Annotated in this window: 19 protein-coding genes; 17 read left to right on the forward strand and 2 right to left on the reverse strand. The window is 64.1% G+C overall.

From position 1 onward, the window contains the following. Window positions 1-51: 51 nt before the first annotated feature. Window positions 52-576, reverse strand: a complete 525-nt coding sequence (locus tag AB6809_RS06880; protein ID WP_006051294.1) for a gamma carbonic anhydrase family protein — start codon at window positions 574-576, stop codon at window positions 52-54. Between the two features lie 403 nt (window positions 577-979). Between AB6809_RS06880 and AB6809_RS06885 the strand changes: the two genes are divergently transcribed. From AB6809_RS06885 to AB6809_RS06930, 10 genes are all read left to right on the forward strand, one after another. Next, the gene (locus AB6809_RS06885; RefSeq protein WP_035569772.1) at window positions 980-1876 is read left to right on the forward strand and encodes a ferritin-like domain-containing protein; all 897 of its coding nucleotides are present in this window, start codon (window positions 980-982) and stop codon (window positions 1874-1876) included. 102 nt (window positions 1877-1978) lie between these two features. Continuing rightward, entirely contained in the window at window positions 1979-2863 is an 885-nt protein-coding gene (locus AB6809_RS06890) for an alpha/beta fold hydrolase (RefSeq protein WP_371026142.1), read from the forward strand. Window positions 2864-2993: 130 nt separating this feature from the next. Beyond that, window positions 2994-3824, forward strand: a complete 831-nt coding sequence (locus AB6809_RS06895; RefSeq protein WP_371026165.1) for a 3',5'-nucleoside bisphosphate phosphatase — start codon at window positions 2994-2996, stop codon at window positions 3822-3824. Window positions 3825-3983: 159 nt separating this feature from the next. After that, on the forward strand, window positions 3984-4619 hold the full coding sequence (locus AB6809_RS06900) for an L-threonylcarbamoyladenylate synthase (protein ID WP_006051298.1): 636 nt from the start codon (window positions 3984-3986) through the stop codon (window positions 4617-4619). Window positions 4620-4666: 47 nt separating this feature from the next. After that, window positions 4667-5329 carry a site-2 protease family protein gene (locus tag AB6809_RS06905; protein WP_006051299.1) on the forward strand — a complete coding sequence of 221 codons (663 nt, stop codon included), beginning with the start codon at window positions 4667-4669 and terminating at the stop codon, window positions 5327-5329. A 6-nt stretch (window positions 5330-5335) separates the two neighbouring features. Then, window positions 5336-6538 (forward strand): tryptophan--tRNA ligase, encoded by a 1203-nt coding sequence (locus AB6809_RS06910; RefSeq protein ID WP_006051300.1) that lies wholly within the window; start codon window positions 5336-5338, stop codon window positions 6536-6538. Window positions 6539-6555: 17 nt separating this feature from the next. Further along, window positions 6556-7155: a bifunctional 2-polyprenyl-6-hydroxyphenol methylase/3-demethylubiquinol 3-O-methyltransferase UbiG gene (locus AB6809_RS06915; protein ID WP_107706565.1), complete on the forward strand. Its 600-nt coding sequence runs from the start codon at window positions 6556-6558 to the stop codon at window positions 7153-7155. 43 nt (window positions 7156-7198) lie between these two features. Next, window positions 7199-8125 carry a 4-hydroxy-tetrahydrodipicolinate synthase gene (gene dapA, locus AB6809_RS06920; RefSeq protein WP_371026143.1) on the forward strand — a complete coding sequence of 309 codons (927 nt, stop codon included), beginning with the start codon at window positions 7199-7201 and terminating at the stop codon, window positions 8123-8125. A 125-nt stretch (window positions 8126-8250) separates the two neighbouring features. Next, the gene (bamC, locus tag AB6809_RS06925) at window positions 8251-9390 is read left to right on the forward strand and encodes an outer membrane protein assembly factor BamC (RefSeq protein ID WP_006051303.1); all 1140 of its coding nucleotides are present in this window, start codon (window positions 8251-8253) and stop codon (window positions 9388-9390) included. A 7-nt stretch (window positions 9391-9397) separates the two neighbouring features. Further along, window positions 9398-10171, forward strand: a complete 774-nt coding sequence (locus AB6809_RS06930; RefSeq protein ID WP_006051304.1) for an MBL fold metallo-hydrolase — start codon at window positions 9398-9400, stop codon at window positions 10169-10171. A 155-nt stretch (window positions 10172-10326) separates the two neighbouring features. Here AB6809_RS06930 and AB6809_RS06935 read toward each other — a convergent pair whose 3' ends face one another. After that, window positions 10327-11025 carry a Bax inhibitor-1/YccA family protein gene (locus AB6809_RS06935; protein ID WP_006051305.1) on the reverse strand — a complete coding sequence of 233 codons (699 nt, stop codon included), beginning with the start codon at window positions 11023-11025 and terminating at the stop codon, window positions 10327-10329. A 342-nt stretch (window positions 11026-11367) separates the two neighbouring features. On the opposite strand from AB6809_RS06935, the gene ndk reads away from it, so the two are divergent. The 7 genes from ndk to bamB all read left to right on the forward strand — a co-directional run bounded on the left by ndk (window position 11368) and on the right by bamB (window position 19091). After that, a complete protein-coding gene (gene ndk, locus AB6809_RS06940) occupies window positions 11368-11793 on the forward strand; it encodes a nucleoside-diphosphate kinase (protein WP_006051306.1) in 426 nt (141 codons plus the stop codon). Between the two features lie 158 nt (window positions 11794-11951). Continuing rightward, window positions 11952-13103 carry a 23S rRNA (adenine(2503)-C(2))-methyltransferase RlmN gene (gene rlmN / locus AB6809_RS06945; RefSeq protein WP_029967454.1) on the forward strand — a complete coding sequence of 384 codons (1152 nt, stop codon included), beginning with the start codon at window positions 11952-11954 and terminating at the stop codon, window positions 13101-13103. Between the two features lie 215 nt (window positions 13104-13318). Beyond that, window positions 13319-14401, forward strand: a complete 1083-nt coding sequence (locus AB6809_RS06950; RefSeq protein WP_371026145.1) for a helix-turn-helix domain-containing protein — start codon at window positions 13319-13321, stop codon at window positions 14399-14401. Between the two features lie 83 nt (window positions 14402-14484). After that, window positions 14485-15801, forward strand: a complete 1317-nt coding sequence (gene ispG / locus AB6809_RS06955; protein WP_371026146.1) for a flavodoxin-dependent (E)-4-hydroxy-3-methylbut-2-enyl-diphosphate synthase — start codon at window positions 14485-14487, stop codon at window positions 15799-15801. Window positions 15802-15821: 20 nt separating this feature from the next. Further along, window positions 15822-17162, forward strand: coding sequence for a histidine--tRNA ligase (hisS, locus tag AB6809_RS06960; protein WP_371026147.1), 1341 nt, complete (start codon window positions 15822-15824; stop codon window positions 17160-17162). A gap of 79 nt (window positions 17163-17241) precedes the next feature. Further along, window positions 17242-17871, forward strand: coding sequence for a tetratricopeptide repeat protein (locus AB6809_RS06965; protein WP_053858426.1), 630 nt, complete (start codon window positions 17242-17244; stop codon window positions 17869-17871). A 74-nt stretch (window positions 17872-17945) separates the two neighbouring features. Next, window positions 17946-19091: an outer membrane protein assembly factor BamB gene (gene bamB, locus AB6809_RS06970; RefSeq protein ID WP_310399533.1), complete on the forward strand. Its 1146-nt coding sequence runs from the start codon at window positions 17946-17948 to the stop codon at window positions 19089-19091. Window positions 19092-19133: the final 42 nt, after the last annotated feature.

The raw sequence follows: 19133 nt of genomic DNA on the forward strand, positions 1-19133 counted from the left end.
CGGCACGGCGAGATGCCCTGCACACGCCGTGCGCGCCGCGCCCCCGGCCGGTTAGCCGATACGCACGAGCTGCGCCTTGAAATACTCGCGGCGCTCGGCGTAACTTGCCGTGCCGCGCTGCATGTTGGCGATGTCCGCGTCGGTCAGTTCGCGCACCACTTTCGCGGGCGCGCCGAGAATCAGCGAATTGTCGGGAAACACCTTGCCTTCAGTCACGATGGCGCCCGCTCCGACCAGACAGTTGCGGCCGATTACCGCGCCATTCAAGACCACCGCCTGAATTCCGATCAACGCGCCTTCCTTGATCGTGCAGCCGTGCAGCATGACCTGATGGCCGATTGTCACGTTGGCCTCGATGGTCAGCGGAAAACCCGGATCGGTGTGCAGCACCGCGTTTTCCTGGATGTTGCTGCCCGCGCCGAGCGTGATCGGCTCGTTGTCGCCGCGCAGCGTCGCGCCGAACCAGACGCTCGAATTTTCCTCCAGCGTCACGTTCCCGATGATGGTCGCGGAATCCGCGACGAACACGCTTTCGTGGATGTTCGGTGCGGCGTCGCCAAGCTTGTAAATGGTCACGTTGTCTCCTCGTGGATCGGTCGGATCGGTCGCCGGGCGTGCGGACGGCTCGCGGCGTGTCGGGTTTGACGGCTTTTCGTTGGCTGCTGCGAGGCGCTTTGGGCTCTCGCGAGCGTCGAATCGAGTATTGTAAACGGTTGTGTGGTTCGGCCGCTTCGTGCGATATGCGGGGTCGTGGGCGCGGTTTGGTGGGTCTGGCGGGTTGCCGTCGCATGGTGTTGCAGCGTGCGGACAGAAGCGGCCAGTGCGGCCATGCCGTCAGACCTGCAAGCGGCGGTAGCCACTGCGCTTGTGACCCGACCGACGCCAGCTCCGTTCGCTGTTTGCCCGCGACAGGCGCGCGCTGCCCTTAAACGTCCGTCGACCTCCGTCGCTCTCACTTCCCTCTACCGATCACGCTGCCATGATGTCCGCCGCTTCGTCCGCTTCGTCCGCTTCGTCCGTTCACTCCGCGTCTGACATGGGCGACGACGCGCTTTGCGCGCGCACAGCGGCGCTTGCCGCGCTGCGCGAACCCGATCCGGCGACCAAGGCAAACGCCGCGCGCGCGCTCTACGCAGCGGTGCTCGACGGCAGCCTGCCGTGTATCGCCAATATCACACTCGACGAACCGCCGGAATTGCCCGGCCGGCCCGCGCGTCCGGAACTCGTAGAGCCGCGCAAGCTCGGGCGGCGCAGCATGCAATCGCCTCAAGGTCGCGCGGTGTTGCTGCATGCGCTCGCCCACATCGAATTCAACGCGATCAACCTGGCGCTCGACGCCGTGTGGCGCTTCGCCGGCATGCCCGCCGCTTTCTACACCGACTGGCTGAAAGTCGCCGCCGAAGAGGCGTACCACTTCTCGCTACTGTCCGCGCGGCTCGCGGACTACGGCCATGCGTACGGCGACTTTCCCGCGCACGACGGCCTGTGGGACATGTGTGAGCGCACCCGTGGCGATGTGCTCGCGCGCATGGCGCTCGTGCCGCGCACGCTCGAAGCACGCGGCCTCGATGCGTCGCCGCCGATCCGCGCGCGTCTGCAGCAGGCGGGCGACGACGCTTCGGCGTCGATTCTCGACGTGATTCTGCGCGACGAAATCGGCCACGTGCTGATCGGCAATCGCTGGTTTCGTCATTTGTGCGACGAAGGCGGGCTGGACCCGCACACGACCTACACGCGCCTCGCCGACCAGTATCACGCGCCGAAATTGCGTGGTCCGTTCAATTTCGAGGCGCGCCGCGATGCAGGTTTCGACGACGCGGAACTCGCCGAACTGGCGGCGCTGGCGGGCCTCGACGTGGACGATCCGCAAAAGTAGGGCGTCTCCACGCGACTGAGTTAGTCCGCACTCGGGCGCCGCCCATCGTCGGCCTATCTCGTTATAATCGAACGATCATTCTTTTTTGGCGGGCATCCGACCATGAATACTTCCCGCTCCGAGTTCGTCGCCGTCCGAGGCATCCGTCTGCATGTGCGGCGCTGGGGCCATCCCGACGCGCCGATGCTGTTCATGCTGCACGGCTGGATGGACGTAGCCGCGTCGTTCCAGTTCGTCGTGGATGCGCTCGGCGGCGACTGGCAGGTCATCGCGCCGGATATGCGCGGCTTTGGCCTGTCCGACTGGCCGGTGGCGCAAAGCGGCGGCGGCCACTACTGGTTCCACGATTACCTCGCCGATCTCGACGCGCTGCTCGACCACTACGCGCCGACCGGCCAGGTGAATCTCGTCGGGCATAGCCTTGGCGCGAACGTCGTCTGCCTGTATGCGGGCGCGCGCCCCGAGCGCGTGCGGCGGGTGGTCGATCTGGAAGGCTTCGGACTCGCGCCCGCGCACCCGGCGCAAGCCCCGAAGCGTCTGCAGAACTGGCTCGACGAGTCGCGCGATCCGCCGCAACTCAAGCGCTACGCATCGCTTGACGAGGTCGCCGGGCGCCTCATCAAGACGAATCCGCGGCTCGCCCCGGCCCGCGCGGAGTTCCTCGCGAAGCACTGGTCGAGGCCCGACGGCGAAGGGCGTTTCATGCTGCTCGCCGACCCGGCGCACAAACTGCGCGGCCCGACGCTGTACCGGCTCGACGAGGTCATGGCCGTCTGGCGCAAGGTGAGCGCGAAAGTGCTGCATGTCGAAGCCGCCAATTCGCCGACGCTCGCGACACTGGCCGGCGAGATTCCGCTCGACGAATTCAAGGCGCGTTTCCAGGCATTTGCCGACTGGCGCGAGAAGTTCATCGACGAAGCGGGGCACATGGTGCACCACGATCAGCCGGAACAGGTGGCGGCGCTGATCGAGGGATTCTGCGCGTAGCGCCGGCAAGGGCGGCACTGCACCGGCGCGAGCGTCGCAGAGAAGCCGCCCAAGCAATCGCCTACGAGATTTGCTCTGCGTCCACTTACTGCGTTGCAGTAAAATGGCTGCAAACCTTCTCCAGACGATGATGAACGCCGACCTCCACTGTCACTCCACCGTTTCCGACGGCCAGTTCGCGCCGGCCGATGTCGCGCGCCGTGCGCATGCGGGGGGCGTGACCTTGTGGGCGCTGACCGATCACGACGAACTCGGCGGCCAGCAGGAAGCGCGTGAAGCCGCCGCGGAACTCGGCATGGACTATCTGAGCGGCGTCGAAATTTCGGTGACGTGGGCGGCGCGTACCGTTCACATCGTCGGGCTCGGCATCGACCCGACCAGCTCGGTGCTGATCGACGGCCTCGCGCGCACGCGCAACGGCCGCGCGGCGCGCGCCGAGGCGATCGGCGAGCAACTGGCCACGCTCGGCATTCCCGACGCGTATCAAGGCGCGCTCAAGTACGTGTCGAACCCGGACATGATTTCGCGTACGCATTTCGCGCGCTTCCTCGTCGAAAGCGGCTACGCCGCGTCCACGCAAGACGTATTCAACCGCTATCTCGGCGACGGCAAACCCGGCTATGTGGCGCACCGCTGGTCGAAACTGGCCGACGCGGTCGGCTGGATCAAGGCGGCCGGCGGCGAGGCAATCGTTGCCCATCCGGGCCGTTACGCGTACTCCCCGACAGAATTCGACGCACTTTTCGCCGAATTCATCGACCTCGGCGGCAAGGCAATCGAAGTCGTCACGGGCAGCCACACGCCCGATCAATACCGCGAATACGCCGACGTCGCACGCCGCTTCGGGTTCGAGGCGTCGCGCGGGTCGGATTTTCATGCGCCGGGCGAGGGGCGTGTCGAACTGGGCACGCTGCCGCCGCTTCCTTCCGATCTCAAGCCCGTCTGGGAACGCTGGCTGTGAACGCGCGCCGTGCCGACGCGGCACGTCGTGTGCGAGCCGGGAATCCGGCGCGCTCGCGTTCCCGCTCGTCAAGTCCGCGTTCGCCTCGCACGGTCCACGGTCGTTTTGCTTTGAGCCGCGCTATAAACCGTTGTCTCTCCGTCGCCATCGTTAGCCGCCATGTCCCAATACTTCCGGCTTCATCCCGATAACCCGCAGCCGCGCCTCGTGAAGCAGGCCGTGCAGATCATCAACGACGGCGGCGTGGTCGCATTGCCGACCGACTCGAGCTACGCGCTCGCGTGCCATCTCGACGACAAGGACGCGGTTGAGCGCCTGCGCCGGATTCGCGGGCTTGACGAGAAGCAGTTGCTGTCGCTGCTGGTGCGCGATCTGTCGGAACTCGCGAACTTCGCGATGGTGGACAACCGTCAGTACCGGCTGATCAAATCGGTGACGCCGGGGCCTTATGTGTTCGTGCTTCAGGCCACGAAGGAAGTGCCGCGGCGCCTCTCGCATCCGTCGCGCAAGACGATCGGCCTGCGCGTGCCGGACCATGCGATCACGCTCGCGATTCTCGGCGAACTTGGCCAGCCGCTGCTCGGCTCGACGCTGATTCTGCCAGGCGAAACGGCGCCGCTCAACGAGCCCGAGGAAATTCGCGCGCGGCTCGAAAAACAACTGGATCTCGTGATCGACGGCGGGGCTTGCGTGTGCGAGCCGTCCACGGTGATCGATCTGACCGGCGACGAGCCGGTGCTGGTGCGGGCAGGGCGCGGTTCTCTCGCGCCATTCGGTCTCGAAGAGACGGCATGAGCGAAAGCGGACAGACGCACGCAATCGCATTGTTACAATAGCGAGTTATGGATTCTTCCCTGATACAAACCATCGCGGTCTACGCGTTGCCGGTGATCTTCGCCATCACGCTGCACGAGGCCGCGCATGGTTACGTCGCGCGCTGGCTCGGCGACAACACGGCCTACGTGCTCGGCCGCGTTTCGATCAATCCGATGCGGCACATCGATCCGCTCGGCACGATCGCCATTCCGTTGCTGCTGTACTTCGCCACGAGCGGCGCGTTCATGTTCGGCTATGCGAAGCCGGTGCCGGTCGCGTTCGGCAATCTGCGCAATCCGCGTTGGGGCAGCCTGTGGGTCGCGGCCGCCGGGCCGGGGTGCAACTTCGTCCAGGCGCTGATCTGGGGCCTGTTCGGCGTGGCGCTCGCCGTGATGGCCGTCGACGAACCGTTCTTCACGCGCATGGCGGGCGCGGGCGTCGGCGTGAATCTGGTGCTCGGCGTGCTGAATCTGTTCCCGCTGCCGCCGCTCGACGGCGGCCGCGTGCTGATGGCGCTGTTGCCGCCGCGCCAGGCCATCGCGCTGTCGCGCCTCGAACCGTATGGCTTTTTTATCGTCATGGCGCTGGTCATGACGGGCACGCTGACGCGCTACTGGTTGAGCCCGCTCGTCGCGCTCGGCTACAGCGGCATCACCGCAATCCTGACTCCACTTGTTTCGCTTTTCTAAATAATCATGTTCCCAGACCGTATCTTCTCCGGCATGCGGCCCACCGGGTCGCTGCACCTCGGCCACTATCACGGCGTGCTGAAAAACTGGGTGCGGCTGCAGTCCGAATACCCGTGCTTCTTCGCTGTCGTCGACTGGCACGCGCTGACGACCCACTACGAAACGCCCGAGGTCATCGAGAAAAACGTCTGGGAGGTGCTGATCGACTGGCTCGCCTCCGGTATCGACCCGGCGCAGGCCACGCTGTTCATCCAGAGCCGCGTGCCCGAGCATGCGGAGCTGTCGCTGCTGCTCGGCATGAGCACGCCGCTGGGCTGGCTCGAACGCGTGCCGACCTACAAGGAGCAGCAGGAAAAGCTGAAGGACAAGGATCTGTCCACGTACGGCTTCCTCGGCTATCCGGTGCTGATGGCGGCGGACATTCTGCTGTATCGCGCGTCGCTCGTGCCGGTCGGCGAAGACCAGGTGCCGCACGTCGAAATGACGCGTGAAATCGCGCGGCGTTTTAACTATCTGTACGGCCGCGAGGCGGATTTCGAGGACAAGGCGAACGAAGCCGCGAAGAAGCTCGGCGGCAAGCGCGCGAAGCTGTATCACGAACTGCGCAACGCCTATCAGCAGGAAGGCGACGACGAGGCTCTCGAGCAGGCTCGCGCGATGTTGCAGGAATCGCAAAGCCTGTCGATGAGCGACCGCGAGCGCCTGTTCGGCTATCTCGAAGGCTCGCGCAAGATCATTCTGGTCGAGCCGCAGGCCATGCTGACCGAAGCGTCGCGCATGCCGGGGCTCGACGGCCAGAAAATGTCGAAGTCGTACGGCAACACGATCGGTCTGCGCGAAGATGCCGAGACCATCACGAAGAAAGTGCGCACCATGCCGACCGATCCGGCCCGCGTGCGCCGCACCGATCCGGGCGATCCGGACAAGTGCCCGGTGTGGCAGTTGCACCAGGTCTACACGGACGAAACCACGCACCAGTGGGTCCAGAAGGGCTGCCGGTCGGCGGGTATTGGCTGTCTCGAATGCAAGCAGCCGGTGATCGAAGGCATCTTGCGCGAGCAGCAGCCGATGCTCGAGCGCGCGCAGAAGTACATGGACGACCCGTCGCTGTTGCGCGCGATCGTCGCCGACGGCTGCGACAAGGCTCGCCGCTTCGCCACGGAAACGATGCGCGACGTGCGCGAGGCGATGGGTCTGTCGTACAACTGACGAGCGGCGCGCACGTCATGAGCACGCCGGCCGCAGCCATGCATGGATTGGGCGAGCCGTCGCGCTGGGTGCGTCATTGGGCGCATCTGGTCGCGGCGGGCGGCGCGGTGCTCGACGTCGCTTCGGGTGCGGGGCGGCATGCGCGCTTCTTTGCGTCGCTGGGGCATCCCGTCACCGCGATCGACCGCGACGCGGCCGCGCTCGATGCGCTCGCCGACGAACCGCTCGTCACACGTATCCTGGCCGACATCGAAGGCGCTCCGTGGCCGTTGCGCACGGACGAGAAGTTCGCGGCGGTCGTCGTCACCAACTATCTGCATCGGCCGCTTTTCGGCCAACTGGTTTCGTCGCTCGCGCCCGGCGGCGTACTGGTTTACGAGACCTTCGCGCAAGGAAACGAAACGGTCGGCAAGCCCTCTAACCCCGCGTTCCTGCTCGCGCCAGGCGAGCTGCTCGAGGTCGTGCGCGGGCACTTGCGGGTGGTCGCGTTTCAGGACGGTTTTCTCGCGCAGCCACGCCCGGCTTACGTCCAGCGCATCTGCGCCATTCTCGAGGCGGACCGCTCAGACAACCCCGCGCAGGCGGCGCCCCCGCCTTGTTACGAGTTGGCTGGCTAATCCGCTACAATCGCGGTTTACCTGATCAAATTCATGGCGTTTCATGACTAACGGCACACACTCGGGCAACACCGCCGGCAACGACGGCGTTCAGATTCGCGGCAGCATTCCTGCCATCATCACCCCGATGCTCGAAGACGGCAGCCTCGACCTGCCGGCGTTTCGCAAACTGATCGACTGGCATATCGCCGAGGGCACGAATGCGCTCGTGGTGGTCGGTACGAGCGGCGAATCGGCCACGCTTTCCGTCGAGGAACACGTGCTGATGGTCAAGACCGCGGTCGAGCACACGGCGGGCCGGATTCCGGTGATCGCGGGCTCGGGCGGCAATTCCACGACCGAAGCCATCGAGCTCACGCGCGAGGCGAAGGAAGTCGGCGCAAACGCGACGCTGCAGGTCGTGCCGTACTACAACAAGCCGACGCAGGAAGGCATCTACCGTCATTTCGTGAAGATCGCCGAAACGGTCGATCTGCCGGTGATCCTGTACAACGTGCCGGGCCGCACGGTCGCGGACATGAGCAACGAGACCATTCTGCGTTGCGCGCAGGTGCCGGGCATCATCGGTGTGAAGGAAGCGACCGGCAATATCGATCGCGCCGCGCATCTGATCAAGTCGGCGCCGGCGCATTTCGGCATTTACAGCGGCGACGATCCGACCGCCATCGCGTTGATGCTGCTCGGCGGCCACGGCAATATCTCGGTGACGGCCAACGTCGCGCCGCGCGCCATGAGCGAGCTGTGCAAGGCCGCGCTTGCGACGGACGCGAAGACCGCGCGCGAAATTCATCTGAAGCTCTTGTCGCTGCATAAGAACCTGTTCATCGAATCGAATCCGATTCCGGCGAAATGGGCACTGCAGCAGTTGGGTCGTGTGCAGGGCGGCATCCGCCTGCCGCTCACGCCGCTCGACGCGCAATACCACGAAGTGGTGCGCGGCGCGTTGCGCGAAGCGGGCCTGCTCGGCTAACCGGGCGGCCTGTCATACCCGTCAGCGCTCGCCCAGCCACCGGCATTTCCTTAACCGACGTCGATCCAGCCCACGTTCCCGGCACCCAGAACCAGGCACCGCGTTCCAGCATCACGAAGGACCTCATGAAACGTTCCGCACTTTCCCTCCACGCAACCCGCATGGCGGCGCTGACGCTTGCCCTGGTGACGCTCGCCGGCTGTGACACCCTGAACGACTGGTTCGCTTCCGATCGTGTGAATTACAAGGCCGCGGGCAGTGCGCCGCCGCTCGCCATTCCCGGCGACCTGACCACCACCGGCACTGACCAGCGTTACGTTGCACCGCCGGCCAATCTGGCGCTGGGCGGCGCGACCAAGCGCGCGGTCACGGCGGCCGGCAATTCGACCGAAGGCCAGCCGACCGCGCAAGACCCGTACGGCATGCACATCGAGCGCGACGGCGACCGTCGCTGGCTGGTGGTCAACGGCCGCTCGCCGGAACAATTGTGGCCGCAGCTGCAGGAGTTCTGGCAGGAAAACGGCTTCGCACTGAAGACCGACGCGCCGGCTACCGGCATCATGGTGACCGACTGGGCGGAAAACCGCGCCAACATTCCGGACGACTGGTTTCGCCGCACGGTGGGCAAAGTGATCGACTTCGCGTATTCGTCGGGCACGCGGGACAGTTTCCGTACGCTCGTGTCGCGCGGTCCTTCCGAGACCACGGATATTTCCGTCACGCATAGCGCGATGGAAGAAGTGCTGACGGGGCAGGACAAGACGTCGTCGCGTTGGGAAGAGCGTCCGCGCGACCCGGCGCTCGAAGCGCTGTTCCTGACCAAGCTGATGCAGAAATTCGGTCTCACCGAAAAGCAGTCGAAGCAATTGCTGACGGAAGCGCGTCCGGCCACGGCGCCCGCCACGCTTGACAAGAGCGCGGGTGCGTCGACGCTCGACCTGCAGGAATCGTTCGACCGTGCGTGGCTGCGCGTGGGCCTGGCGCTCGACCGCACCAACTTCACGGTCGACAACCGCGATCGCGAGAAGGGCATCTACTACGTGCGCTACGCCGATTCGATGCAGGAACTGAAGAAGGAAGGGCTGCTCGGCAAGCTGTTTTACAGCGGCACTTCGACGAAGAAGCCTGGTCAGCAGTTCCTCGTCAACGTGCGCCCGAAGGGTGACGCCGTGACGCAGGTCGCGGTGCTGGACACGAACGGCCAGATCGACAATTCGTCCGACGCGCAGCGCCTCGTGACGCTCCTGCACGCACAGCTGAACTGAACAGGCCGTGCGGTTCGCAAGTCTTGGCAGCGGCAGTGAAGGCAACGCGTTGCTGGTGGAGGCGCAAAGCGGCGTAACCACCACGCGCGTGCTGCTCGATTGCGGCTTCTCGGCGAAAGAAGTCGAGCGGCGCCTGAACCGGCTCGGTTCGAGCGCCGAAGCGCTCGACGCCGTTCTGATCACACACGAACACAGCGACCACATTGGCAGCGCGTTGACGCTCGCGCGCAAGTGGTCGATTCCGCTGTACATGAGCTGGGGCACGGCCCGCGCGGTCGGCGCCGATGAAGCCGACGTCGATCTGCAAGTGCTGTGGGGCGACGAGGCGGTGGCGATCGGCGACCTGAGCGTTCTTCCGTACACCGTTCCTCACGACGCCCGCGAGCCGTTGCAATACGTGTTCTCGAATGGCGCGAGCCGTCTTGGCGTGCTGACAGACGTCGGCACGTCCACGCCTCATATCAGCACTGTGTTGAGCGGCTGCGACGCGCTGGTGCTCGAATGCAATCACGACGTACGCATGCTGGCCGGCAGCCGCTATCCGCAATCGCTGAAGGCGCGGATCGGCGGCAATCACGGGCATTTGAACAACGACGCGGCGGCCGAAATTCTGGCTTCGCTCGATCGCTCGCGTCTGCGTCATCTGGTCGCTGCGCATTTGAGTCAGCAGAACAATCTGCCGGAACTCGCGCAGGCCGCGATGGCGAGCGTGCTCGGCGCCGCGGCGACCGAGGTGGTGGTCGCGTCGCAGGCGGATGGATTCGAGTGGCTCAGCTTGTGATGCGCGAGTAGGTCCGGGGCCGCGGCGGTTTGTCGCCGGGGCGCATCGTCATCGCACGCGTAAAAAAAGCCCATAACGATCGCTCGTTATGGGCTTTTTCATGATTTCCACCAGGCCGGCGCGTTGAGCGCCGCCGAGGTGCGAGGTGTGAAGCCTTAGTTGCGGTTGCCGCCGAAAATGCCGAGCAGCGCCAGCAGGTTCACGAACACGTTGTACAGGTCGAGATAGATCGCGAGCGCCGCGGTGATGTAGTTCGTCTCGCCGCCGTTCACGACGCGCTGCACGTCGAACAGCATGTACGCCGAGAAGATCACGATCGCCATGACGGACACCGTGAGCATCAGCGCCGGCAGGTGCAGGAACACGTTTGCGACCGACGCCAGCAGCAGCACGATCACGCCCATGAAGAGCCACTTGCCGAGACCGGAGAAGTCGCGCTTGCTCACGGTCGCGATGGTCGCCATGGACGCGAAGATCACACCAGTGCCACCAAAGGCGAGCATGATCAGCGACGGGCCGTTGGAGAAGCCCAGCACGAAGCCCAGAATGCGCGACAGCATCAGGCCCATGAAGAACGTGAAGCCCAGCAGCACGAACACGCCCGCGGAGCTATTTTTTGTTTTCTCGATCGCGAACATGAAGCCGAAGGCGATCGCGAAGAACGCCAGCAGGCTCATGGCGGGACTGGTGGCGGCGAACAGCGAAAAACCGGTGGCGAGACCCACCCACGCGCCGAGCACTGTCGGAATCATGGACAGCGCCAGCAGCCAGTAGGTGTTTCGTAGCACCCGGTTACGCGTTTCGACCGTGCTGACCGCGCCAGTGCGGCCAAAGCTATACGGATGATCGTTCATGGTCTCTCCTTACGTCAGAAGCGTGTTGCGTGAGTTGTCAGCGGATTGTCCAGCGTTCTTGCCCGGTGGTGCCCGTTGTTGCCATATGCCGCCGCGCCGGACGCTGTTCGCCGCCCGCCGCAAACTACCCGATCATAAGATCGGTGCGATGGCCCGGAGTTTCAATGCGTTCACGCTGCGAAAAGTGCGTTGAAAGTCCTACACGGCCTACGCTACCAGCATTCACAAACTCCTGCTTGGAGTCTTTCAATGCTGTAAGGGTTCAATCGCAATCATACATGGGAACATGCTACAATAGCGGATTCATTTGAATCTGTAACCTCTTAATTTTTTGGAGTTTTTATGGCGATCGAACGCACCCTGTCCATTATCAAGCCGGACGCAGTGGCCAAGAACGTGATCGGCCAGATCTACAGCCGTTTCGAAAACGCCGGCCTGAAGATCGTGGCTTCGCGCATGGTCCATCTGTCGCGCGCCGACGCTGAGAAGTTCTACGCTGTGCACGCCGCACGCCCGTTCTTCAAGGACCTGGTTGAATTCATGATCTCCGGCCCGGTGGTCGTCCAAGTGCTGGAAGGCGAAAACGCCGTCCTGAAGCACCGCGATCTGATGGGTGCAACGGACCCGAAGAAGGCCGAAAAGGGCACGATCCGCGCCGACTTCGCCGACAGCATCGACGCGAACGCAGTGCACGGTTCGGACGCCGCTGAAACGGCTGCAGTTGAAATCGCGTTCTTCTTCCCGCAAGTGAACGTGTACTCGCGCTAATGCTGAATTGCCCCGGCGGCCGGTGCAGTCAATGCGTTTATTCACACCAATCGCCGGGCAAAGTAGTAAGGTAAAAGCAGCAGGATGGGCGCGAACGGTTTTGCGTTCATGCAGCTTGTTGCATGAACCAGTCTCGCACTGAAATGGCAGGATTCGATATGACGAGCAGTTCCACCGTCAACCTTCTCGACCTCGACGCCCAAGGGCTCGTCGCTTACTGCGACAGCCTGGGCGAGAAGCCGTTTCGCGCCAAGCAATTGCAGCGCTGGATCCACCAGTACAACGCTGCGGACTTCGACGGCATGACCGATCTGGCGAAGTCCTTGCGCGAAAAGCTCAAGGGGCGCGCCACGATCTCGATGCCGGGCATCGTCAGCGACCATATTTCTACCGACGGCACACGCAAGTGGCTGATCGACGTCGGCAACAGCAACGCGGTCGAAACCGTTTTCATCCCGGAAGAAACGCGCGGCACGCTCTGCGTGTCGTCGCAGGCGGGGTGCGCGGTGAACTGCCGTTTCTGCTCGACCGGCAAGCAAGGTTTCTCGCGCAATCTCACCACCGGTGAAATCATCGGCCAGTTGCGCATGGCCGAGTTCGCGCTGCGCGCGTCGCTCGGCGCGGCCGGCGGCCGCGCCGTGGGCGGCGAAGGCAAGGGCGAGCGCGTCGTCACGAACGTCGTGATGATGGGCATGGGCGAGCCGCTTCTGAACTACGACGCGGTTGTGCCCGCCATGCGCCTGATGCTCGACGACAACGCCTACGGCCTGTCGCGCCGGCGCGTCACGCTGTCGACCTCGGGCGTCGTACCCATGATGGACCGGCTGGGCGCCGATTTGCCCGTTGCGCTGGCAGTTTCGCTGCATGCGCCGAGCGATCCGCTGCGCGACATGCTGGTGCCGCTCAACAAAAAATACCCGCTGCGCGAATTGATGGCGGCTTGCCAGCGCTATCTGAAAGTCGCGCCGCGCGATTTCATTACCTTCGAATATTGCATGCTGGACGGCGTGAACGACAGCGAAGCGCAAGCGCGCGAGCTGCTCGCGCTCACACGCGACGTCCCGTGCAAGTTCAATCTGATTCCGTTCAATCCGTTCCCCGAATCGGGCCTGGTGCGCTCGAAGTCGGAACAGATCAAGCGGTTTGCACAGGTGTTGATGGACGCGGGCGTCGTCACCACCGTGCGCAAAACACGCGGCGATGATATCGACGCTGCCTGCGGTCAGTTGGCGGGTGCGGTGAAAGACCGCACGCGTCTCGCTGAGCGCACCGGGAAGGCAGCGAAGATCATCGAGGTTCGCGCCGTCTAGCAGGAAGGGGCGGGGGGCTGCGAAGATTCGGCGCAAGCGCCGGAGAATGCGCAAAAACGCTTCACGCCCCGGCAATTGAAAAGAAAGTTTGCAGAATCGATCGGAAGCGGCACAAGAGGCCGCGCATTTTGTTATAAACGGTCTGCGATTCGGACATGAGGTTTGGACCGGTCCGGTCGCACAGTGAAAAAAGAATCGACGCGAAAGGATTTGGGATGAGTGAGCCGCAGCACCCGCAGCCGCAGGACACAGACACGAACGAAGGCCGCCCGGCATCTGTCGCACGGGCGGTGGTGCAGCCTGTGGGGCAGCCGGGCCTGGACTCGCTGGCGGCGGTTGGCGCGCGCTTGACGCAACTGCGCGAATCGAAGAACTGGTCGATCGAAGACGTTTCTGCCCGCCTCAAGGTGGCGCCCGCCAAATTGCGCGCGCTCGAAGCGGGCGACATCAGCCACTTGCCGGACACCACGTTTGCGCTCGGCGTCGTGCGCAGCTATGCGAAGATGCTCGGCGCCGATCCCACGCCGTTTACGCAGGCTTTGCGTCGCGAGAAGGGCGTGCCTGCGCCGGATCTGTCGATGCCGGCTTCATCGGGCAAGGATTTGCCGCGCGGCCGCGTGTCGCTGTCGCTCGGCGGAGGCGCGCAAAGAAGCCGCTCGTGGTTGTGGGGCGTCGCGGCGGTGATTGTCGCGGTTATCGCGCTCGCCATGTGGCATACCAATGGCGGCGATTCCACGGCTTGGCTGGCACGTCTGAAAGCAAGCGCGAACGGCGGCGCGGGTGGCGCCACTGGTGCGTCCGGTGCTGTCGCGCAAGGTCCGGCGGCCGGCTCTGAGGCAGCCGCTCAGGAGGCGGCGCCCGAGACGGACGCTGCGGCGCAAGGCGCGTCGTCGGCTACACCGATGCCTGCTCCGCTCGCTGCCGGCACGGCGCCGGCTTCGGCTCCGCCTCCGCCTGTCACGGCTACGCCTGCTGCGCCCTCTGCTCCTGCGGCGAGCGCGCCGGTGGTAGTTGCGGGCGCATCGGCGGCAGTCGCTGCACCGACGGCAGGTTCGGCCATCGTTGCGCTGCGCGTCACGCAGGACAGCTGGTTCAGCGTGCGCGGCAAGGACGGTAAGGAAGTCTTCTCCGGCCTCGTGCGTGCGGGCGACACAAAAGAAGTGACGGGCGAAGCGCCCTTGAAGGTTACGGTCGGCAACAAGGCGGGTCTCGAGTCGATCACGCTCGACGGCCAGCCGGTCGATCCGTCGAAATATGCGGCGGCGAAAGGCAACGTGGCGCGCTTCGCGCTGCCTTGATACAGACGGTGTGCGCCGCGGCCAACCGGACCGCGGCGCTTTTTCAATTCAGGCGCTGCATTTTTGCGGCGACTGCGGCGTAAATGGGTTTTTCGATGCAATCCGAAGCTCAATCCCAATCCAGTAGCAAGATCGTGTCAAACGAGCCGGTGTTCGGCGGGCAGGCGCCGCGGCGCAAGTCGCATGCGGTCGACGTCCGTTGGGGCGGCCAGCTCGTCACCATCGGCGGCGACGCGCCGGTGCGTGTCCAGTCGATGACGAACACGGACACCGTCGACGCCATCGGCACCGCTATCCAGATCAAGGAACTCGCGCAAGCCGGTTCGGAACTGGTGCGCATCACGGTCAACACGCCGGAGGCGGCCGCGGCCGTGCCGGCGGTGCGCGAGCAACTCGACCGCATGGGCGTGTCGGTGCCGCTCGTCGGCGATTTTCATTACAACGGCCACCTGCTGCTGCGCGACTATCCGGCGTGTGCGGAGGCGTTGTCGAAGTACCGCATCAACCCCGGCAATGTCGGTCACGGCGCGAAGCGCGACACGCAATTCGCGCAGATGATCGAAGCGGCGGTGAAGTACGACAAGCCGGTGCGCATTGGCGTGAACTGGGGCAGTCTCGACCAGGACCTGCTCGCGAAGATGATGGACGAAAACGCCGCGCGTTCCACGCCGTGGGAAGCGCAAAGCGTGATGTACGAAGCGCTGATCCAGTCGGCGATCGGCTCGGCGGAGCGGGCGGTCGAACTCGGTCTCTCGCGCAACCAGATCATTCTGTCGTGCAAGGTGAGCGGCGTGCAGGACCTGATCGCGGTGTACCGCGAACTCGCGCGCCGTTGCGATTTCGCACTGCATCTCGGTCTGACGGAAGCGGGCATGGGCTCGAAGGGCATCGTCGCGTCGACGGCGGCGTTGTCGGTGCTGCTGCAGCAGGGCATCGGCGACACGATCCGCATTTCGCTCACGCCTGAACCGGGCGCGCCGCGTACCGGCGAAGTGATCGTCGGCCAGGAAATTTTGCAGACCATGGGTCTGCGCTCGTTCACGCCGATGGTCATTGCTTGCCCCGGCTGTGGACGCACGACCAGCACGCTGTTCCAGGAACTGGCGTCGCAAATCCAGACCTATCTGCGTACGCAAATGCCGGTCTGGCGCGACCAGTATCCTGGCGTCGAAAAAATGCACGTCGCGGTGATGGGCTGCATCGTCAACGGTCCGGGCGAGTCGAAGCAGGCGAACATCGGCATCAGCCTGCCGGGCTCGGGCGAGAACCCGGCCGCGCCCGTGTTTATCGACGGCGAGAAGGTCAAGACGCTGCGCGGCGAGAACATCGCGCAAGAATTCCAGCAAATCGTGAGTGACTACGTCGAGCGCCGCTATGGCCGCGCCGAGGCGCTCAACTAAACATCGGCTATCGCATACAGATGACTGAACAGAAGAAAAAGCTCGAGAAGCTGTCCGGCGTGAAGGGCATGAACGACATCCTTCCGCAGGAAGCCGGGCTGTGGGAATTTTTCGAAACGACCGTCAAGTCGATGCTGCGTTCGTACGGATACCAGAATATTCGTACGCCTATCGTCGAACATACACAGCTGTTTACGCGCGGTATCGGCGAAGTGACGGATATCGTCGAGAAAGAAATGTACAGCTTCACCGACGCGTTGAACGGTGAAAATCTGACGATGCGCCCGGAAAATACGGCGGCGGTGGTGCGTGCGGCGATCGAGCACAACATGCTGTACGACGGGCCGAAGCGTCTGTGGTACATCGGCCCGATGTTCCGTCACGAGCGTCCGCAGCGCGGCCGTTATCGGCAGTTTCATCAGGTCGGCGTGGAAGCGCTCGGCTTTGCCGGCCCCGACGCCGACGCTGAAATCATCATGATGTGCCAGCGTCTGTGGGACGACCTGGGCCTCATGGGCATCAAGCTCGAAATCAATTCGCTCGGTCTCGCGGAAGAACGCGCGGCGCATCGCATCGAACTGATCGCGTACCTCGAAAAGCACATGGACGTGCTGGACGAAGACGCAAAGCGGCGTCTCTACACGAACCCGCTGCGCGTGCTCGACACGAAGAACCCGGCGCTCCAGGAAGTCGCGCAGAACGCGCCGAAGCTGATCGACTTTCTCGGCGAGGAATCGCGCGCGCACTTCGAAGGTTTGCAGCGCATTCTCAAAGCGAACAACATTCCGTTCAAGATCAATCCGCGTCTCGTGCGCGGTCTCGATTACTACAATCTGACCGTGTTCGAATGGGTGACGGACAAGCTCGGCGCGCAAGGCACGGTCGCCGCGGGCGGCCGTTACGATCCGCTGATCGAGCAACTCGGCGGTAAGGCTACGGCCGCATGCGGCTGGGCGATGGGCATCGAGCGGATTCTCGAGCTGCTGAAAGAAGAGCAACTCGTGCCCGAAGACGAAGGTTGCGACGTGTACGTCGTCCACCAGGGCGATGCGGCGCGCGAGCAGGCCTTCATCATTGCCGAGCGTCTGCGCGATACCGGCCTCGACGTGATCCTGCATTGCAGCGCCGACGGTCAATCGGCGAGCTTCAAATCGCAGATGAAACGCGCCGACGCAAGCGGCGCCGCGTTCGCCGTGGTGCTCGGCGAAGACGAGATCGCGAACGGTACGGTCGGGGTCAAACCGCTGCGAGATACAAATGCTAACGGCGGTAAAAACGAGCAACATAACGTGCCCGCCGAAGACTTGACCGAATTTCTAATCAATGCGATGGTTGCAACCGCCGAAGACGGCGACGACTGATCGCGATGTCGTCGAGCCGGTTTTGTGACCGATCAGACTCGACACGCACACGTAGCAAGAAAGAGGAAATCGCCGGGCAATGAGTTACCACGACGAACAAGAATCGATTGAAGGTCTGAAGGCTTGGTGGGCGCAGTGGGGCAATGCAACCACGTGGATCGTGCTGGTGGCGCTGGTCGCCGCAGCCGGCTGGAACGGCTGGAATTTCTGGCAGCGGCGTCAGGCCGCGGAAGCCGCCGTGCTGTACGACCAGGTGCAGCAGGCGGTGGCATCGGGCGATAAGGCGAAGATCAGCCGCGTCGCCGCCGACATGGAAGACAAGTTCAGCCGCACCGCGTACGCGCAAATGACGGCGCTTGGCGCCGCGAAGGCGCTGTACGCAGCCGGCGACGAAGCCGGCGCGAAAACGCAGTTGCAATGGACCATTGATCACGCGAAGGACGACGAGTTCAAGCAGATCGCCAGGCTGCGCCTCGCTTCGCTGCTGCTCGACGAGAAGGCTTACGACCAGGGCCTCGCACTGCTCGCCGAACCGCAATCCGACGCGTTCAAGGGCATCGTGGCCAACGGCCGCGGCGATCTGCTCGCCGCTCAGGGCAAGCGTGACGACGCGCGCGCGGCCTACAAGCTCGCGCTCGAATCGCTGCCGAAGAACGACAGTTCGGAGCGCCAATTGATCCAGTTCAAGCTGGACGCGCTGGGCGGCTAAGCATCGCGCGCAACGTCGCGCGCCAAGATCAACCGGCCTTTCTTTAACCTATTTCCTGAATGCTTCGTCCACCGATGAATCTGCTGAAACGTTACGCTGTGCCCGTTGTCTGTGCGATGACCGTCCTCGCTCTCGCGGCATGCTCATCCACGAAAGACGAGCGCCGCGTGCCGACGCCGCTCACCGAGTTCAAACCCGTGCTCGACGTACAGCAAGCCTGGAAGACGAGCGTCGGCAAGGCAGGCCGTTATCTGTTCTCGCCGGTTGCGATCGGCGACGCGGTGTACGCGGCCGGCGCGAACGGCTCCGTTGCGAAGATCGACGCGCAAACCGGCAAGGACATCTGGCGAGTCAAGCTGCACGACGACATCTCCGCGGGTGTCGGCAGCGACGGCACGCTGACGGCCGTCGGCGGTCTGAAGGGTGACGTCTATGTGCTCGGCGCAGACGGCAAGCAATTATGGACGGCCAAGGCGCCCGGCGAAATCATCTCGCCGCCGCTCGTCGGCAATGGTCTCGTGGTCGTGCGTACAGTCGACGGCCAGATCGTCGCGTTCAATGCGCAAACCGGCGAGCAGAAGTGGAATTACCGCAATCGCGCTGTGCCGCTGAACCTGCGCGTGTCGTCGGGCATGACGTTCGCGGGCGACGCGGCCGTGCTGGCCGGTTTCCCTGGCGGATCGTTCTCGGCGATCAATCTGCAAACGGGTGAGACTTACTGGCAAACGCCGGTGTCCTATCCGAAGGGCGTGACGGAAGTGGAGCGCATCAACGACGTGACCGGCCCGCCCACGCTGGTCGGTTCGGAAACCTGCGCGGTGACGTTCCAAGGTCAGATCGGCTGTTTCGATGCGAACTCGGGCCGCGCGCTGTGGGAAAAGGCGTTTTCGAGCGCGAGCGGTCTCGCGCAGGACGATCGCGCGGTCGTCGCGCCGGACGACTGGTCCGTCGTGTCCGCGTTCGACGTTACCACCGGCGCGCCGCTGTGGAAGAACGACAAGCTCAAGAACCGCGAACTCGGCGTGCCGTTTATCCTCGGCCGCGCTGCGGTGCTGGGCGACTATCAGGGCTACGTGCACTTCCTGTCGCGCGAGGACGGAACGCTCGTCGCACGCATGAAGACCGACGGCAGCGCGATTAGCGCGGCACCCGTGCTGGCCGGCGAGACGCTCGTCGTGCAAACGCGCGACGGCGACCTGTACGGTTACCGTCCGCGCTGATTGGCGGGGGCGCTGTCGAGCGCGCAGGCCGGCTTTGCCGGC

The sequence above is a fragment of the Paraburkholderia sp. RCC_158 genome (genome assembly GCF_041355255.1).
GTDB classification, from domain to species: Bacteria; Pseudomonadota; Gammaproteobacteria; order Burkholderiales; family Burkholderiaceae; genus Paraburkholderia; species Paraburkholderia graminis.

Bases quoted from the DNA above. Each gene is read 5' to 3' on its own strand.
- AB6809_RS06885 (WP_035569772.1), top strand. From the start codon at position 980: ATGATGTCCGCCGCTTCGTCCGCTTCGTCCGCTTCGTCCGTTCACTCC.
- AB6809_RS06890 (WP_371026142.1), top strand. From the start codon at position 1,979: ATGAATACTTCCCGCTCCGAGTTCGTCGCCGTCCGAGGCATCCGTCTG.
- AB6809_RS06895 (WP_371026165.1), top strand. From the start codon at position 2,994: ATGAACGCCGACCTCCACTGTCACTCCACCGTTTCCGACGGCCAGTTC.
- AB6809_RS06900 (WP_006051298.1), top strand. From the start codon at position 3,984: ATGTCCCAATACTTCCGGCTTCATCCCGATAACCCGCAGCCGCGCCTC.
- AB6809_RS06905 (WP_006051299.1), top strand. From the start codon at position 4,667: ATGGATTCTTCCCTGATACAAACCATCGCGGTCTACGCGTTGCCGGTG.
- AB6809_RS06910 (WP_006051300.1), top strand. From the start codon at position 5,336: ATGTTCCCAGACCGTATCTTCTCCGGCATGCGGCCCACCGGGTCGCTG.
- AB6809_RS06915 (WP_107706565.1), top strand. From the start codon at position 6,556: ATGAGCACGCCGGCCGCAGCCATGCATGGATTGGGCGAGCCGTCGCGC.
- dapA (WP_371026143.1), top strand. From the start codon at position 7,199: ATGACTAACGGCACACACTCGGGCAACACCGCCGGCAACGACGGCGTT.
- bamC (WP_006051303.1), top strand. From the start codon at position 8,251: ATGAAACGTTCCGCACTTTCCCTCCACGCAACCCGCATGGCGGCGCTG.
- AB6809_RS06935 (WP_006051305.1), bottom strand. From the start codon at position 11,025: ATGAACGATCATCCGTATAGCTTTGGCCGCACTGGCGCGGTCAGCACG.
- ndk (WP_006051306.1), top strand. From the start codon at position 11,368: ATGGCGATCGAACGCACCCTGTCCATTATCAAGCCGGACGCAGTGGCC.
- rlmN (WP_029967454.1), top strand. From the start codon at position 11,952: ATGACGAGCAGTTCCACCGTCAACCTTCTCGACCTCGACGCCCAAGGG.
- AB6809_RS06950 (WP_371026145.1), top strand. From the start codon at position 13,319: ATGAGTGAGCCGCAGCACCCGCAGCCGCAGGACACAGACACGAACGAA.
- ispG (WP_371026146.1), top strand. From the start codon at position 14,485: ATGGGTTTTTCGATGCAATCCGAAGCTCAATCCCAATCCAGTAGCAAG.
- hisS (WP_371026147.1), top strand. From the start codon at position 15,822: ATGACTGAACAGAAGAAAAAGCTCGAGAAGCTGTCCGGCGTGAAGGGC.
- AB6809_RS06965 (WP_053858426.1), top strand. From the start codon at position 17,242: ATGAGTTACCACGACGAACAAGAATCGATTGAAGGTCTGAAGGCTTGG.
- bamB (WP_310399533.1), top strand. From the start codon at position 17,946: ATGAATCTGCTGAAACGTTACGCTGTGCCCGTTGTCTGTGCGATGACC.